At 41.1% G+C, this 15,449-nt stretch carries 18 protein-coding genes; 17 read left to right on the plus strand and 1 reads right to left on the minus strand.

Annotated elements, in window-relative coordinates:
* Positions 1-35 precede the first annotated feature (35 nt).
* Complete coding sequence (locus LG372_RS04410) at positions 36-1,406, plus strand: MATE family efflux transporter (RefSeq protein WP_225742209.1); 1,371 nt, start codon at positions 36-38, stop codon at positions 1,404-1,406.
* A gap of 96 nt (positions 1,407-1,502) precedes the next feature.
* Complete coding sequence (locus LG372_RS04415) at positions 1,503-2,219, plus strand: YebC/PmpR family DNA-binding transcriptional regulator (protein WP_000532883.1); 717 nt, start codon at positions 1,503-1,505, stop codon at positions 2,217-2,219.
* 55 nt (positions 2,220-2,274) lie between these two features.
* Here LG372_RS04415 and LG372_RS04420 read toward each other — a convergent pair whose 3' ends face one another.
* On the minus strand, positions 2,275-2,916 hold the full coding sequence (locus tag LG372_RS04420) for a DUF308 domain-containing protein (protein WP_049491916.1): 642 nt from the start codon (positions 2,914-2,916) through the stop codon (positions 2,275-2,277).
* A gap of 214 nt (positions 2,917-3,130) precedes the next feature.
* On the opposite strand from LG372_RS04420, the gene LG372_RS04425 reads away from it, so the two are divergent.
* From LG372_RS04425 to LG372_RS04495, 15 genes are all read left to right on the plus strand, one after another.
* A complete protein-coding gene (locus tag LG372_RS04425) occupies positions 3,131-3,592 on the plus strand; it encodes a MarR family winged helix-turn-helix transcriptional regulator (protein ID WP_094753237.1) in 462 nt (153 codons plus the stop codon).
* Positions 3,576-5,345 (plus strand): ABC transporter ATP-binding protein, encoded by a 1,770-nt coding sequence (locus LG372_RS04430; RefSeq protein WP_225742210.1) that lies wholly within the window; start codon positions 3,576-3,578, stop codon positions 5,343-5,345. The genes LG372_RS04425 and LG372_RS04430 overlap by 17 nt, the downstream gene beginning before the upstream one ends.
* Positions 5,335-7,095, plus strand: a complete 1,761-nt coding sequence (locus tag LG372_RS04435) for an ABC transporter ATP-binding protein (RefSeq protein WP_225742211.1) — start codon at positions 5,335-5,337, stop codon at positions 7,093-7,095. The genes LG372_RS04430 and LG372_RS04435 overlap by 11 nt, the downstream gene beginning before the upstream one ends.
* 95 nt (positions 7,096-7,190) lie before the next feature.
* Positions 7,191-7,694: a phosphatase PAP2 family protein gene (locus tag LG372_RS04440; RefSeq protein ID WP_225742212.1), complete on the plus strand. Its 504-nt coding sequence runs from the start codon at positions 7,191-7,193 to the stop codon at positions 7,692-7,694.
* A 113-nt stretch (positions 7,695-7,807) separates the two neighbouring features.
* Positions 7,808-8,254, plus strand: a complete 447-nt coding sequence (locus LG372_RS04445; RefSeq protein WP_225742213.1) for a LytTR family DNA-binding domain-containing protein — start codon at positions 7,808-7,810, stop codon at positions 8,252-8,254.
* Between the two features lie 4 nt (positions 8,255-8,258).
* Entirely contained in the window at positions 8,259-8,921 is a 663-nt protein-coding gene (locus LG372_RS04450; protein ID WP_225742214.1) for a LiaF transmembrane domain-containing protein, read from the plus strand.
* Between the two features lie 105 nt (positions 8,922-9,026).
* Positions 9,027-9,215, plus strand: a complete 189-nt coding sequence (rpmB, locus tag LG372_RS04455) for a 50S ribosomal protein L28 (RefSeq protein ID WP_001140948.1) — start codon at positions 9,027-9,029, stop codon at positions 9,213-9,215.
* Between the two features lie 155 nt (positions 9,216-9,370).
* Positions 9,371-9,736 (plus strand): Asp23/Gls24 family envelope stress response protein, encoded by a 366-nt coding sequence (locus LG372_RS04460; protein ID WP_000216437.1) that lies wholly within the window; start codon positions 9,371-9,373, stop codon positions 9,734-9,736.
* Between the two features lie 2 nt (positions 9,737-9,738).
* Positions 9,739-11,406, plus strand: coding sequence for a DAK2 domain-containing protein (locus LG372_RS04465; protein ID WP_000036655.1), 1,668 nt, complete (start codon positions 9,739-9,741; stop codon positions 11,404-11,406).
* A gap of 124 nt (positions 11,407-11,530) precedes the next feature.
* Positions 11,531-11,737 carry a hypothetical protein gene (locus LG372_RS04470; protein WP_225742215.1) on the plus strand — a complete coding sequence of 69 codons (207 nt, stop codon included), beginning with the start codon at positions 11,531-11,533 and terminating at the stop codon, positions 11,735-11,737.
* Positions 11,734-11,925, plus strand: coding sequence for a hypothetical protein (locus LG372_RS04475; RefSeq protein ID WP_225742216.1), 192 nt, complete (start codon positions 11,734-11,736; stop codon positions 11,923-11,925). Before LG372_RS04470 ends, LG372_RS04475 begins: the two co-directional genes overlap by 4 nt.
* Positions 11,912-12,796 carry an ABC transporter ATP-binding protein gene (locus LG372_RS04480; protein WP_225742217.1) on the plus strand — a complete coding sequence of 295 codons (885 nt, stop codon included), beginning with the start codon at positions 11,912-11,914 and terminating at the stop codon, positions 12,794-12,796. The genes LG372_RS04475 and LG372_RS04480 overlap by 14 nt, the downstream gene beginning before the upstream one ends.
* Before the next feature lies 1 nt (position 12,797).
* The gene (locus LG372_RS04485; RefSeq protein WP_225742218.1) at positions 12,798-13,535 is read left to right on the plus strand and encodes an ABC transporter permease; all 738 of its coding nucleotides are present in this window, start codon (positions 12,798-12,800) and stop codon (positions 13,533-13,535) included.
* A complete protein-coding gene (locus LG372_RS04490; protein ID WP_225742219.1) occupies positions 13,535-14,632 on the plus strand; it encodes a sensor histidine kinase in 1,098 nt (365 codons plus the stop codon). Before LG372_RS04485 ends, LG372_RS04490 begins: the two co-directional genes overlap by 1 nt.
* The gene (locus tag LG372_RS04495) at positions 14,633-15,232 is read left to right on the plus strand and encodes a response regulator transcription factor (protein ID WP_225742220.1); all 600 of its coding nucleotides are present in this window, start codon (positions 14,633-14,635) and stop codon (positions 15,230-15,232) included.
* Positions 15,233-15,449 lie beyond the last annotated feature (217 nt).

Consider the following 15,449-nt stretch of genomic DNA (forward strand, 5'->3'; position numbering starts at 1 on the left):
TTGTCGCTCCTCTAGAAAGCTGATATAATAGCCTTATGAATAAAAAACGAACAGTGGACCTGATACATGGTCCGATTCTTCCCTCGCTCTTAAGCTTCGCCTTCCCAATCTTGCTATCAAATATTTTTCAACAGCTCTATAATACTGCTGATGTCTTGATTGTTGGGCGTTTTCTTGGTCAAGAATCCTTGGCTGCAGTAGGAGCGACGACAGCGATTTTTGACCTGATTGTAGGTTTTACTCTTGGTGTTGGCAATGGCATGGGAATTGTCATTGCCCGTTATTATGGTGCTCGGAATTTCACTAAAATCAAGGAGGCAGTAGCAGCCACCTGGATTTTAGGTGCTCTTTTGAGTATTGTAGTTATGCTGCTGGGATTTGTCGGTCTGTATCCACTCTTGCAATATTTAGATACTCCTGCAGAAATCCTTCCTCAGTCTTATCAATATATTTCTATGATTGTAACCTGTGTTGGTGTTAGCTTTGCCTATAATCTTTTTGCAGGCTTGTTGCGGTCCATTGGGGACAGTCTAGCTGCGCTTGGATTTCTGATTTTCTCTGCTCTGGTTAATGTAGTTCTGGATCTCTATTTCATTACGCAATTGCATCTGGGAGTTCAATCTGCAGGCCTTGCTACCATCATTTCGCAAGGCTTATCAGCGGTTCTTTGCTTTTATTATATTCGTAAGAGCGTTCCAGAACTGCTCCCTCAGCTCAAACATTTCAAATGGGACAAGGCCCTGTACGCGGATCTCTTGGAGCAAGGTTTGGCTATGGGCTTGATGAGTTCGATTGTGTCTATCGGTAGTGTGATTTTACAGTCTTCTGTTAATACCTTTGGTGCAGTGATTATTAGTGCCCAGACGGCAGCTCGACGCATTATGACCTTCGCCCTTCTTCCCATGACCGCTATTTCCGCCTCGATGACGACCTTTGCTTCTCAGAATTTAGGTGCTAAGCGCCCAGACCGCATTGTTCAAGGACTTCGAATCGGCAGTCGTTTAAGTATATCCTGGGCAGTTTTTGTTTGTGCCTTTCTCTTTTTTGCTAGTCCTACCTTAGTTTCCTTCTTGGCTAGTTCGACAGATGGTTACTTGATAGAAAATGGTAGTCTCTATCTGCAAATCAGCTCAGCCTTTTATCCAATTTTGAGCCTCTTGTTGATTTATCGCAATTGTTTGCAGGGGTTGGGACAAAAAGTCCTTCCGCTGGTTTCTAGCTTTATCGAACTAATCGGAAAAATCGCTTTTGTGGTCTTGATTATTCCTTGGGCAGGCTATAAGGGAGTTATCCTTTGCGAACCCCTAATCTGGGTTGCCATGACTATCCAACTGTATTTCTCACTGTTTCGTCACCCCTTGATAAAAGAAGGCAAGGCAATCTTGGTAACCAAAGTTCAATCCTAGCTGTATTTGCTAAATAAAATCCATTTCCTCTAGTGAAAATCGAAAAAACTTGTGTTATAATAAGAAAGATTAAAATGTGAAAAAAGGAGATTCCTAATGGGACGTAAATGGGCCAATATCGTAGCCAAGAAAACGGCTAAAGATGGAGCTAACTCTAAAGTATATGCAAAATTTGGTGTAGAAATCTATGTAGCAGCTAAAAAAGGTGATCCAGATCCAGAATCAAACTCAGCTTTAAAATTCGTTATCGATCGTGCTAAACAAGCCCAAGTGCCAAAACACGTTATCGATAAAGCTTTGGATAAGGCTAAAGGAAATACAGACGAAACCTTTACAGAAGGACGTTACGAAGGTTTTGGACCAAATGGTTCTATGTTGATCGTGGATACTTTGACTTCAAACGTTAACCGTACAGCGGCTAATGTTCGTGCAGCTTTTGGTAAAAATGGCGGAAATATGGGTGCTTCAGGTTCGGTTTCATACCTCTTTGATAACAAGGGTGTTATTGTATTTGCAGGTGAAGATGCGGACGCAGTCTTTGAGCAATTGCTTGAAGCAGATGTGGATGTGGACGATGTAGAAGCAGAAGAAGGAACAATCACTGTTTACACAGCTCCAACAGACCTTCACAAAGCTATTGTTGCCCTTCGTGAGTCAGGTGTCGAAGAATTCCAAGTGACAGAATTGGAAATGATTCCTCAGTCAGAAGTGGAATTGTCAGGCGATGACCTTGAAACCTTTGAAAAACTTTACAGCGTTCTTGAAGACGACGAAGACGTACAAAAGATTTATACGAACGTAGACGGGTTCTAATAGAAAAACGAACAGTTTTAATAGCTGTTCGTTTTTTTGATATTTGAACTTAGACTCAGGTTTCAGAATCGTTTTGTTGCTTGCTTTTTTCTAGACCTAGACCGACTGCATGTTTTTGGACGAGCAAGAGCTGTCCATTGTCATCTTTTGCAAAAGTTAAGGTAACAGTCTTAGTCTTGTCTCCAATAGAGATATAGGTGATTTTTTTCGTATTGTAATCCCCAAGAGTGAAGTCAAAATCGGAATCTGGCTTTCCGTGTTTGTTGATAATATCCTCGTAGGTGGTACCACCTTTTCCTTTGTTGTCAGGGTCACCTTCGATTAAGGCGTCGAACTGTTCTTGGGTCCATGCGAAGGTATCGTCTGTCAAGCCGCTTTTTTCTTCGCGTTCCATTGAGGCACTCGTATCCATGTAGGAACGGTTAAACTCCTTGGCATACTCTTTGTAGACATCAGCGTATAGTGCCTGAGTCGTAAAGAAAAGTACAACAGAGGCAACTGCCAGGGATGTTCCGATAATAGCCATTGTTTTCCGTTTTTTGAGGTTGACGATAAGGCCGATAATCCCCAAGATAAATGCGACGATGGCGATGAACAACGATAGATAGTTAATAAACGGGATCCAGGATCCTAAAAGTGCGGTGGCTCCAAAAATGGTTGCTAAGATTCCTAAAACTCTTTGTTCTTTTGGTTTCATTTGAAAGTTTTCTCCCTTCATTGAGTGAATGGATTTCTATCCACAGTAGTAAGTGCTTATTATATAAAAAATCTTGCCTAATGTCAATTTAAACTAAGATAGTTCTCATGAAAACTTTTTTCTTGACATCTTTTCTGAAAATGATAAAATAGTTCTCATGAAAACCTATTTAGTTCTCAGGAGAACCAAATGCAATGGTTAGAAAGGAGTAAGTATGGATAAACCGATGTTGGTTTTAAAACGTTTTGGACACCAGGTACATCTGATGGTACAAAAGGAAGCCAAACGTTGTGGTATTGAATTTATGGGTGGACCTCAAGGACAAGTCCTGCGTTTTTTAGGTTGGCGTGAGCATGAACAAGAATTAACGCTCATCAAGGATATTGAACAAGAACTCAATATTAGCAAGTCTGTTGCTAGTAATTTGGTCAAGCGTATGGTGCAAAATGGTTTGGTGGAATTGGAGACGAGTCCTGTTGATAAGAGGGCTAAGTTTGTTCGTCTGACGGACAAATCGCGTTCTCAAGTGCAACAGGTCAAGGCCTTCTTTGAACGCATTGACAACCAGTTGATAGAAGACGTAGATGAAGATGAATTACTGATTTTTGAGAAAGTCCTCAATCAACTACAGGAAAATATTAAGAGAATAGGAGGAGAGAATGAAGAAATTAGCTAAACGAATTAGTAGAAAAGAATGGGGGATGATCTTACTAGCCATTCTCTTTACCTGCTTTTCGGTCTATCTAGAGCTGGAAGTGCCGACCTATATCTCTAAAATCACGGATTTGCTAGGTAGTCAAGGAACTAATTTAGATGAGTTATGGCAGCCGGCAAGCATGATGGTTGGAATGTCTTTTTTTGCCTTCTTGTCTGCAGTCGCAGTTGGATTTTTTGCATCCAGAGTGGCTGCTTCTTACACTAGTAGGCTGAGAAGTGATATTTTTAACCGAGTTTTAGACTACTCACAGACAGAGATTAAGAAATTCTCTATTCCCAGTCTCCTAACTCGTACCACTAATGATATTACTCAAGTTCAGATGCTGATCACTATGGGCTTGCAAGTGGTTACGCGTGGTCCGATTATGGCTATCTGGGCCATCGGGAAGATTTTAGGTCATTCAGAATACTGGCTCTGGGCCGTACTTGTGGCAGTGATTGTCAATGTTTTGATGACGACAGTTTTGATGACGCTAGCCTTTCCAAAACAATCCTTGATTCAAAGTCTGACTGATAAACTGAACAGTATCACTCGTGAAAGTTTAACAGGTATTCGTGTTGTTCGTGCCTACAATGCAGAGGATTACCAAAATGAAAAATTTGCAGCAGCAAATGATGAGCTGACACGTTTGAATTTGTTTGTCAATCGTCTTATGGCTATTTTGAACCCCATCATGATGGGAATTTCAAGTGGTTTGAGTGTGGCGATTTACTGGATTGGGGCCTATGTAATCAGCGATGCTGCTCCAACAGCGCGTCTGCCTCTCTTTAGTGACATGGTTGTTTTCATGTCTTATGCTATGCAGGTTGTCATGGGCTTCCTTCTCATGGGAGCACTCTTCATCGTTCTTCCCCGAACTATGGTCTCTGCTAAGCGGATTAATCAAGTTTTAGATTTGCATTCTTCTATTCAAAACCCTGCTCAAGTGCAGCTGGCTGATGAAAACCTCAAAGGTCAGGTCGAATTTAAGGATGTGACCTTCCGCTATGCGGCAAATTCGGAGGCAGTTATCGAGCATGTTAGCTTTAGAGCAGAAGCTGGTCAAACAGTGGCCTTTATTGGGTCAACAGGTTCTGGTAAATCAACTCTAGTTAATCTGATTCCACGTTTCTACGATGTGTCAGCAGGAGAAATTCTGGTGGACGGTGTCAATGTTCAAGACTATGCTCTAGAAGATTTGCGCAACAAGGTTGGTTATATTCCCCAGAAAGCGGTTCTCTTTTCAGGTGATGTCAAGGACAATTTAGACTTTGGACAGAGTCAAGAAACACCGCTTAGTAATCAGGCTATGTGGCAAGCTTTGGAATTGGCCCAGTCTAAGAGCTTTATCGAAGACAAGGAAGCGGGCTTAGCGTCAGAAGTGGCCCAAGGAGGAACCAACTTCTCAGGTGGTCAAAGACAGCGTCTGGCAATTGCGCGTGCCTTGGCTCGGAAGCCAGAAATCCTCATCTTTGATGACTCCTTCTCAGCCTTGGACTACAAGACAGATCGAGTTCTTCGCCAAGAGTTAGCAGAGAAAACAAAATCTATGACCAAACTCATCGTCGCACAGCGTATTTCAACAATTATGGATGCAGATTTGATTTTGGTCTTGGATCAAGGAAAAGTCGTGGGACAAGGCACCCACAAGGAACTTCTAGCTAATAACGAAGTTTACCAAGAAATTGCCTATTCACAACTATCGAAGGAGGAATTGGAACATGGAAAATAAGAAAATGTCTCTCTGGAAACAGAGTAAACCCTATCTTGCAGGCCTCCAGTTTGCCCTTCTAATCGCCTTTCTAGCAACAATCCTATCCAATATCATTACTGTTTATGGGCCAACCCGTATTAAGGAAATGACTAATATCATTGCCAGTGGTCTGGAAACAAGTGTGGATGTCGCAACGGTTGCAGCTATTGGTGGTTTTTTAGCCGTGATTTATGTGATCGGACTTCTATCAAATTATTTACAGGCTTTTCTGTTTACAACAGCTATTCAACGTTTTTCAGAGCGTTTGAGAAGAGCCATTGCAGAGAAAATCAATAGCCTGCCATTGGGATATTTTGATGGGCATTCTCAAGGAGATACCTTGTCTCGTGTAACCAATGATGTTGACACTGCAGCCCAGTCCCTCAATCAAAGTCTGGGAACAGTTCTTTCATCTAGTTTGCTGGTCTTAGCAGTCTTGGTAACCATGTTTGGGATGAACTGGATTTTAGCCTTGGTGACGGTTGTTTCAACTCTTGTTGGATTTGCTTTCGTGTCCGTCTTTATGGGCAAATCCCAGGGCTTCTTTAAGAGTCAGCAACAGGATTTGGCAGCTGTCAATGGTTATGTGGAGGAAATGTACTCTGGCCATAATGTAGTGACCAGTTACAATGCCATCGAGAGTACGAAAGAAGAGTTTACGAAATTAAACCATCGTCTGTATGACAGTATCTGGAAATCTCAGTTTATTTCAGGGATTATGATGCCGATTATGATGTTTATTGGGAACTTTAGCTATGCCTTGGTGATTATTGTTGGTGCAGCCTTGGCTCTGAATGGGCAGATCAGTATCGGGATTATCGTTGCCTTTATGGCCTACGTTCGTATCTTTTCTCAGCCCCTTTCACAAATCGCCCAAGGGATTACTAGTCTTCAGCAGGCTAGTGCAGCAATGGGACGTGTCTTCGAATTCCTAGCTGAAGAGGAAATGGAAGACGAATCCCATAAAGAAAGACAATTGAGCGATATGAAAGGTCAAGTGGTCTTTGATCGAGTTTCTTTTGGTTATACTCCTGATCGGACTATCATCCACGATTTTTCTGCGACGGCTCATGCAGGTCAAAAGGTTGCCATTGTCGGACCAACTGGGGCTGGTAAGACAACTATTGTCAATCTTTTGATGAAGTTTTATGAGATTGATAAGGGAAGTATCCGCTTCGATGGTGTGGATACCAAGGAGATGAAGCGTTCGGAAGTACATGATGCCTTTTCAATGGTCTTGCAGGACACTTGGCTCTTTGAAGGGACCATTCGCGACAATCTCATTTATAACCAAACAGGTATTAGTGATGAGCGTGTGATTGAAGCCAGCAAGGCTGTAGGGATTCACCACTTTATCATGACCCTACCAGATGGTTACGATACAGTCTTGGATGACACGGTAACCTTGTCTGTCGGACAAAAACAACTCTTGACCATTGCTCGTGCTTTGCTGAAAGATGCGCCACTCCTAATCCTAGATGAGGCGACTTCTTCTGTTGATACTCGGACGGAAGAATTAATCCAGAAAGCCATGGACCGATTGATGGAGGGAAGAACTTCCTTTGTCATCGCCCACCGCTTGTCTACTATCCGAAATGCTGACTTGATTCTTGTCATGAAAGATGGCAATATCATTGAGCAAGGCAATCATGATGAGTTGATGGCACAAGGAGGCTTCTACGCTGACCTCTACAACAGTCAATTTACAGAAGATGAAGCAGAAGAATAAACCCAAAGAAGGCTTGACGGCCTTCTTTTTCTGCACTATACTAGAAGACAAGTGCTTCCCTGTAAGCAAAATTTGAGTAAGTGATGAGAAAATATATGAAAAATTATCAAGAATGGTATGACCACATCGCTGGTAAGATTAAAAATAATCCTCTCTTTCTGAGATTGTTAAGAGTTTTCAATCGGTTCATGACAGTAGTTATGCCTATAGTTTATCTGACTTTGTTAGTCGCCACCTATCTCCAAGAAGGACTTGGGAAACAGGTCTGGATGTATGTGTTTATCCCTGCATCAGGTTTTGTAATTTTGTCTCTTTTCCGTAAGAAAATCAATGCTCCTAGGCCTTATGAAGTTTGGGAAATTGTACCTCTACTAGACAGAGATAGTCCTGGTCAGTCAATGCCCAGTCGTCATGTCTTTTCAGCAACCATTATCTCCATGGCTTGCTTACATTCTAGTTTATCTGTAGGGGTTATCTTATTGGTCTTGTCAGCCCTCCTCGGTCTAGTGAGAGTCTCAGGTGGCGTGCATTATCCCAAGGATGTAGTAGTTGGTTATATTTGTGGTCTTGCGTGGGGTGTGCTTTTCTTTCTATTTTGAATTGTAAGTTAAGGTGGTCCTACAACCACTTACGGGTCTAAAGTAACCACTTGCTTTTTTGCTCTTGTTTTCTTATTTTGGCTTTGATATAGTAGAGTCAGAAAGGAGATGGAATGAAGTTACGAATCGAAATTGACAGCAATTTAGAGGAAACTGAAATTGTCATCAAGGCAGCGGCTTTGACAGATGAGATTGCGGATTTACAGCGACTCTTGCAAGAGTCCAAGTCTCCTAGGTTGATTTTTTACAAGGGGACGGGTGAATATTATCTGGACTTGTCGGAAATTCTTTTCTTTGAAACAGAGGGGAACAAGATTTACGCCCATACCCAGAAAGATGCCTACGAGGTTCGGCTTAAACTCTATGAGTTAGAGGCTATCCTTCCTCGCTATTTTAGTCGGGTATCCAAGTCGACTATTGCAAATATCCGTCAGGTTTACTCGGTGGACAAGTCCTTTTCAGGAACGGCCACCATTTCCTTTTATCAGACCCATAAGGAGGTTCATGTCTCACGACATTACCAATCCCTCCTAAAAGAAAATCTAAGAAACATGAGGTAAGAACATGAAAAAGAAAGTATTTGGTATAGTGTTGCTAGTATTGGCAGCATGGATTTTGTTCCAGGGACATTATGGTGTCCCATCCTTGGATATTAAGTATCCTCCCTTCGTTTTTATTGTTTTTCTCCTTTATAAGGCAATAGAATCTTTCCTTAGACACCATTGGACAAGTGCTACTTTTTTAGCATTATTAGCATTAAATATAGTGAATCTTTTTTATGATTGGATTCAGCTATCTCCTGTTTCGCTTATTTGGGCTAGTTTTTTAATTGTAATGGGTGTCAGCGCACTCACTCATTCGAACAGAACTAAATGGTGGTATGATGGTGAAAAGACCATTCTTACAGATAAGGAAGTCGCTTTTGGAAGTGGGACTTTCTACAAGCAAGAGCAAGAACTGGTAGAGGATCAAGTAGAAGTTGGTTTTGGAAATGCCAAGATATATTATGACAATGCAGAGATTTTAGGAGATAGCGCAACTCTGAAAGTGGAAGTCGGTTTTGGGAATGCAGTTATCTATGTTCCTAAACATTGGGGAGTTGATTTAAAGGTAGAAACTTTCTGTGGCGTAGCCAAGGCAGATACTCCTCTAGCGCCAACCAGCAAAACCTTGATTATCCGTGGAGATGTGGCCTTTGGGAAGTTGGGAATTGTCTATGTTAAATAAAAAAATCTTCCAATTCCCTTGCAAAAATGAAGAAAGTGTGATAACATAGTACGGTATGTGGTGCTAGCACATCCGCTATATTAGATCTAATAGGAGGAAAACACAATGGCTAAAGTATGTTACTTTACAGGTCGTAAGACTGTATCAGGAAACAACCGTTCACACGCAATGAACCAAACAAAACGTGCCGTAAAACCAAACCTTCAAAAAGTTACTGTTCTTATCGATGGTAAACCTAAAAAAGTTTGGGCTTCAGCTCGTGCTTTGAAATCAGGTAAAGTTGAACGCGTTTAATAATAAAAGTAAGGAGACCTTAGGGTCTTTTTTCTTTTACTGTAGATATAAAATCATTTGAAAAATAGAGTAAATATCCGCTGATACAGTATTCTGCTTTTACACTTGGGCTGAAATATGATAAAATAGAGTATCAACTAGTTGAGGTAAAAAGGATGACTGTAAAAATTAATACAAAAGATGGTCAAATCGAACTAACAGATGAAGTGATTGCAACCGTCGTAGGTGGAGCAGCAACTGAGATTTTTGGTGTGGTCGGTATGGCTAGTAAAAATGCCCTCAAAGATAATTTCCAAGCCCTTCTAGGTAAGGAAAATTATTCTAAAGGTGTCGTCGTAAAGGCGGCCGAAGATGGCAGTATTGCAGTTGATGTATATACCGTGTTGAGCTACGGAACAAAGATTAGCGAAGTGTCAAAAAACATTCAAGAGCGTGTTCGTTTTAGTTTGGAAAACCAACTTGGAATTACTGCTCAGACTGTAAATGTCTACATTCAAAATATCAAAGTTGTAGGAGAATAACCGTGTCAAAAATTACTACTAGCTTATTTCAAGAAATGGTGCAGGCTGCATCAACTCGCTTGAATAAGCAAGCTGAATATGTCAATTCATTAAACGTCTTTCCAGTTCCAGATGGAGATACTGGAACAAACATGGGAATGACCATTGAAAATGGTGCTAAAGAAGTTGCAGACAAGCCAGCTTCTACAGTTGGAGAGGTAGCGAGCATTCTTGCCAAAGGTCTTTTGATGGGTGCGCGTGGAAACTCAGGTGTTATTACGTCTCAGCTTTTCCGTGGATTTTCACAAGCCATCAAGGATAAAGACGAGTTAACGGGTCAAGACTTGGCCCTTGCTTTCCAATCAGGTGTGGAAGTTGCTTACAAGGCAGTGATGAAACCAGTTGAAGGAACGATTTTGACAGTTTCTCGTGGGGCTGCTATCGGTGCTAAGAAAAAGGCTGAGCAGACAGATGATGCTGTTGAAGTGATGCGCGCAGCCTTGGAAGGTGCTAAAACAGCTCTAGCTAAAACACCAGACATGCTTCCAGTATTGAAAGAAGTTGGCGTTGTGGATTCAGGTGGTCAAGGACTGGTCTTCATCTATGAAGGTTTCCTTTCAGCCCTTACTGGCGAATATATTGCATCTGAGGACTTTGTAGCCACTCCTGCTAACATGAGTGAAATGATCAATGCAGAGCACCACAAGTCTGTAGCTGGTCATGTAGCGACTGAGGATATCACCTTTGGTTACTGTACTGAAATCATGGTAGCTCTTAAGCAAGGACCAACCTATGCCAAAGATTTTGACTACGATGAATTCCGTAACTACTTGAATGAGCTTGGAGACTCTCTCCTCGTTGTTAACGATGATGAAATTGTCAAAGTCCATGTCCATACAGAAGATCCAGGACTTGTTATGCAAGAAGGTCTCAAATATGGTAGCTTGGTCAAGGTAAAAGTTGACAATATGCGTAACCAACACGAAGCACAGGTTGAAAAAGAAGCTGCTCAAGTTAGCAAGCCAGCTGAAGAAAAAGAATATGCTTTGATTGCTGTCGTTGCTGGTAAAGGTCTAGCAGATATCTTCCGTTCTCAAGGTGTGGATTATGTTATCGAAGGCGGTCAAACTATGAACCCTTCAACAGAAGACTTTATCAAGGCTGTTGAACAGGTCAACGCTCGTAACATCATCTTCCTGCCAAACAACAAAAACATCTTCATGGCAGCTCAATCTGCAGCAGAAGTTTTGGAGCAACCAGCAGTAGTGGTGGAAGCTCGTACTTTGCCACAAGGTTTGACAAGTCTTCTCGCCTTTGATCCAAGCAAGTCTATCGAAGAAAACCAAGAGCGTATGACTGCTGCTCTTAGCGATGTCGTTAGCGGAAGCGTCACAACAGCTGTGCGTGATACAACCATTGATGGCTTAGAGATTCATGAAAACGATAATCTTGGTATGGTGGATGGGAAAATCCTCGTGTCAAACCCTGACATGCACCAAACCTTGACTGAAACCTTGAAACATATGTTGGATGAAGATAGTGAAATTGTAACCTTCTATGTTGGTGAAGATGGAAGCGAAGAACTTGCCAATGAAATTGCCCAAGAAATCGCAGAAGAATTCGAAGATGTTGAAGTAGAGATTCACCAAGGCCAACAACCAGTTTACCCATACTTATTTAGTGTGGAATAAAAATTTAATAGATTAAAAAGAAAGTTGATTTTACAACTTTCTTTTTTTATGACATTTGTCATATTTCCTCATGACAGAAGCTTCTAGTGATTCTACCTTCAAAGAATTATACTAGATGTATCAAATGGAGGAAGAAAAAATGAAACATAAAGTAATTGTCGTAATGAGTTTAGTAGCAGCAGGAGTCATGACTTATCTCATGTTTTCAGGATTGGATGAAGGCTTCTATCATTTTCCTTGGGAGTTGTTTGCAGGCTTTGGAATCTTGTCTTGGCTTATCCGAGAAGGTTTGAAATTGGTCTCAGATGTGAAAAAGGAGTTTGAAAAATGAAAAAAATTCCCTATCTTTTTATTGGGCTGTCACTAGTGGTATGGTTGGTAGAAATGTTTACAGGTTGGTTTGATCAAGCCTTCCTTCACCAATTCATCCGTGGTTCCTGGGGACTAGGATTTATGATTTTTATCGCCTTTCCTATGGGAAAGGAGTGGCTGAAAGGAGAATATCATGAACATGATTAAGGTACAAGGCTTACATAAAAACATCAAGGGTAAGGCTATTTTGAAGGATATTTCCTTTGAGGTAGCTGAAGGTGAATGTGTTGCCATGATTGGCCCCAATGGTGCTGGGAAGACCACACTCTTGGACTGTCTGCTTGGAGATAAACTGGTCACAAGCGGTCAAGTATCCATCCAAGGCTTGCCAGTGATGAGCTCTAAGTTAGACTACACAAGATCCTATCTTCCTCAAGAAAATGTCATCATTCAGAAATTAAAGGTCAAAGAGTTGATTGCTTTCTTTCAAAGTATTTATCCAAATCCCTTGAGCAAACAGGAGATCGATCAACTATTGCAGTTTGATAAGCAACAAAAAGATCAATTCGCAGAAAAATTGTCAGGTGGGCAAAAGCGTCTCTTCTCTTTTGTCTTGACCTTAATTGGCCGACCAAAACTTGTCTTTTTAGATGAGCCAACTGCGGCCATGGATACCTCGACCCGCCAACGTTTTTGGGAAATTGTTCAGGATCTAAAAGCGCAGGGAGTTACCATTCTCTATTCGTCCCATTACATCGAAGAGGTAGAGCATACAGCGGACCGAATCTTGGTATTGAATAAGGGAGAGTTGATTCGCGATACAACACCTCTAGCCATGCGCAGTGAGGAGATTGAAAAGCACTTTATCCTTCCTCTAGCATATAAGGAAGTTGTCGAACAGTCAAACTTGGTTGAAAACTGGTCACAAAAACAGGATGCTCTACAAGTAGTCACACGCGAAGCAGATGCTTTTTGGGAACTGTTAGTTCAAGCAGGATGTAGCATACAAGAAATTGAAGTTAATAATCGTAGTTTGTTGGATACAATCTTTGAAGAAACGCAGAAGGGAGATAACTAAGATGAAACGATGGCTAGCACTTAGTAAGATAGAATTTTTATTGACCAAACGACAATTGATCTATTATCTATTGTCAGTAGGGATGCCGACAGCCTTCTATTTATTCTTTTCAGGTATGTACCAGGACACACCAGGTGGACCCGCGAATTTTATGCGTGATTACCTTATCTCTATGACTGCCTTTTCCATGATGTCGACAGCTATCTTCTCATTCCCAGCTGTTTTACATACAGATAAAATCAACAACTGGCAGAAAACATTGCGCCATACTCCGGTAAATATGGTAGAATATTATCTATCAAAGATAACAAGTATGATGGTTGATTATCTGGTCTCAATCCTGGTTGTTTTCTCAGTTGGGCACTTGGTCAGAGGTGTGGATATGCCTTTAGGAAGCTGGATTGGGGCTGCGCTCTTGCTGATAGTAGGAAGTGTAGCTTTTGTAGCGCTTGGCTTGACCTTGACCCTCTTGCCTTCTAGTCAGCTGATGTCTGTCGTGGGCAATCTTCTCTATCTAGGCTTGGCTGTTTTAGGCGGGCTCTGGATGCCCATTTCTTTATTTCCAGATTGGATACAAGCAGTAGGTAAGTGTCTTCCAACCTATCAGTTGATGGAGTTGCTCAAGACCTTCTTAAACGAGGGTGGCATCAATTTATCAGCCACAGTTTATCTACTTGTTTTTTCAACAGTTTTGTTTGGTTTGACCATTTACCTTCAAGGTCATAAGGAGAATGCTTAATGCTTGAAAGACTGAAAAGCATACATTATATGTTTTGGGCCAGTTTAATTTTTATGATTTTCCCCATCCTACCTGTAGTGACTGGATGGCTTTCTGCCTGGCATTTATTGATTGATATTCTATTTGTAGTGGCGTATTTGGGTGTTTTAACAACTAAGAGCCAGCGCCTATCTTGGCTATATTGGGGCATCATGCTGACTTATGTAGTTGGGAATACTGCCTTTGTTGCTGTTAATTATATCTGGTTTTTCTTTTTCCTATCCAATCTCTTAAGTTATCATTTCAGCGTAGGTGGTTTAAAGTCTTTACATGTCTGGACTTTTCTTCTTGCTCAAGTCCTTGTTGTGGGCCAACTTTTGATTTTTCAGAGAATCGAAGTTGAGTCTCTATTCTATCTACTTGTAATTCTTGCTTTTGTCGATTTAATGACTTTTGGCTTGGTTCGGATTCGTATTGTGGAGGATTTGAAAGAAGCTCAGGCTAAGCAAAATGCCCAGATAAATCTATTGCTTGCTGAAAATGAACGCAGTCGTATCGGTCAAGATTTGCATGATAGCTTGGGACATACCTTTGCTATGTTAAGTGTCAAGACAGATTTAGCCTTGCAGTTGTTTCAGATGGAGGCTTATCCACAGGTGGAAAAGGAATTAAAAGAAATTCACCAGATCAGTAAGGATTCCATGAATGAAGTGCGAACCATTGTGGAAAATCTTAAGTCTAGAACTTTGATATCCGAACTAGAGACTGTGAAAAAGATGTTAGAAATTGCTGGAATTGAGGTGGAAATAGCTAATCAACTAGATACAGCTAGCTTAACTCAGGAATTGGAGTCAACGGCTTCCATGATTTTGCTTGAATTAGTGACCAATATCATCAAACATGCTAAAGCGTCTAAAGTCTACTTAAAATTAGAACGGACAGAGAAAGAACTCATTCTAACAGTGAGAGATGATGGCTGTGGCTTTGCTTCTATAAAGGGGGATGACCTCCATACAGTTCGAGATCGTGTTCTTCCATTTTCGGGAGAAGTAAAGGTAATTAGTTGGAAAGAACCGACAGAAGTTCAGGTTCGACTACCTTATAAGGAGAGAAAGTAGATGAAAGTATTAATCGCAGAAGATCAAAGTATGTTGCGAGATGCTATGTGCCAGTTGCTCACGCTTCAACCGGATGTAGAGTCTGTCTTTCAAGCCAAGAATGGGCAAGAAGCAATCCAACTATTAGAAAAGGAGTCTGTAAATATCGCCATCCTTGATGTAGAAATGCCTGTTAAGACAGGTCTTGAAGTCTTGGAGTGGATACGAGCAGAAAATCTAGAAACAAAGGTGGTTGTGGTGACGACCTTCAAGCGTCCTGGGTATTTTGAACGTGCGGTCAAGGCTGGAGTAGATGCTTATGTATTAAAAGAAAGAAACATTGCAGACCTCATGCAAACCTTGCACACTGTCCTCGAAGGGCGCAAGGAGTATTCTCCTGAATTAATGGAAGTGGTGATGACGCATCCCAATCCATTAACAGAACAAGAGATTGCTGTTTTAAAGGGAATTGCTCAGGGCTTCTCTAACCAAGAAATTGCAGACAAACTTTATCTATCCAACGGAACAGTCCGAAACTATGTCACCAATATTCTTTCAAAACTAGATGCAGGTAATCGAACAGAGGCAGCTAATATCGCGAAAGAATCTGGTTGGTTGTGATACTATCATATCTAGAAAACCATTATGTGCTAAAATTGAAATTATTCAATCAAACCAAATAATTTTGTAACTAGAGGAGGGCTTAGTTTCCTCCTTTTTCTTTTTTGGGGGAGCACTACAAAAGAGCTAAAATTAACAATAAAAAAGAAAAAAATCTTGACAACCAATGGAAAATTTTGTTACAATAATAAACGGTACTTTTTACTTTTGGTCTCTC

Source organism: Streptococcus sp. Marseille-Q5112, assembly GCF_916700555.1.
Taxonomy (GTDB): Bacteria; Bacillota; Bacilli; order Lactobacillales; family Streptococcaceae; genus Streptococcus; species Streptococcus symci.

Coding starts and splice junctions, on each gene's coding strand:
- LG372_RS04440 (WP_225742212.1), top strand. CDS start 7,191: ATGAAAAATTATCAAGAATGGTATGACCACATCGCTGGTAAGATTAAA.
- LG372_RS04490 (WP_225742219.1), top strand. CDS start 13,535: ATGCTTGAAAGACTGAAAAGCATACATTATATGTTTTGGGCCAGTTTA.
- rpmB (WP_001140948.1), top strand. CDS start 9,027: ATGGCTAAAGTATGTTACTTTACAGGTCGTAAGACTGTATCAGGAAAC.
- LG372_RS04435 (WP_225742211.1), top strand. CDS start 5,335: ATGGAAAATAAGAAAATGTCTCTCTGGAAACAGAGTAAACCCTATCTT.
- LG372_RS04470 (WP_225742215.1), top strand. CDS start 11,531: ATGGAGGAAGAAAAAATGAAACATAAAGTAATTGTCGTAATGAGTTTA.
- LG372_RS04415 (WP_000532883.1), top strand. CDS start 1,503: ATGGGACGTAAATGGGCCAATATCGTAGCCAAGAAAACGGCTAAAGAT.
- LG372_RS04410 (WP_225742209.1), top strand. CDS start 36: ATGAATAAAAAACGAACAGTGGACCTGATACATGGTCCGATTCTTCCC.
- LG372_RS04420 (WP_049491916.1), bottom strand. CDS start 2,916: ATGAAACCAAAAGAACAAAGAGTTTTAGGAATCTTAGCAACCATTTTT.
- LG372_RS04475 (WP_225742216.1), top strand. CDS start 11,734: ATGAAAAAAATTCCCTATCTTTTTATTGGGCTGTCACTAGTGGTATGG.
- LG372_RS04425 (WP_094753237.1), top strand. CDS start 3,131: ATGGATAAACCGATGTTGGTTTTAAAACGTTTTGGACACCAGGTACAT.
- LG372_RS04460 (WP_000216437.1), top strand. CDS start 9,371: ATGACTGTAAAAATTAATACAAAAGATGGTCAAATCGAACTAACAGAT.
- LG372_RS04480 (WP_225742217.1), top strand. CDS start 11,912: ATGAACATGATTAAGGTACAAGGCTTACATAAAAACATCAAGGGTAAG.
- LG372_RS04450 (WP_225742214.1), top strand. CDS start 8,259: ATGAAAAAGAAAGTATTTGGTATAGTGTTGCTAGTATTGGCAGCATGG.
- LG372_RS04495 (WP_225742220.1), top strand. CDS start 14,633: ATGAAAGTATTAATCGCAGAAGATCAAAGTATGTTGCGAGATGCTATG.
- LG372_RS04445 (WP_225742213.1), top strand. CDS start 7,808: ATGAAGTTACGAATCGAAATTGACAGCAATTTAGAGGAAACTGAAATT.
- LG372_RS04485 (WP_225742218.1), top strand. CDS start 12,798: ATGAAACGATGGCTAGCACTTAGTAAGATAGAATTTTTATTGACCAAA.
- LG372_RS04430 (WP_225742210.1), top strand. CDS start 3,576: ATGAAGAAATTAGCTAAACGAATTAGTAGAAAAGAATGGGGGATGATC.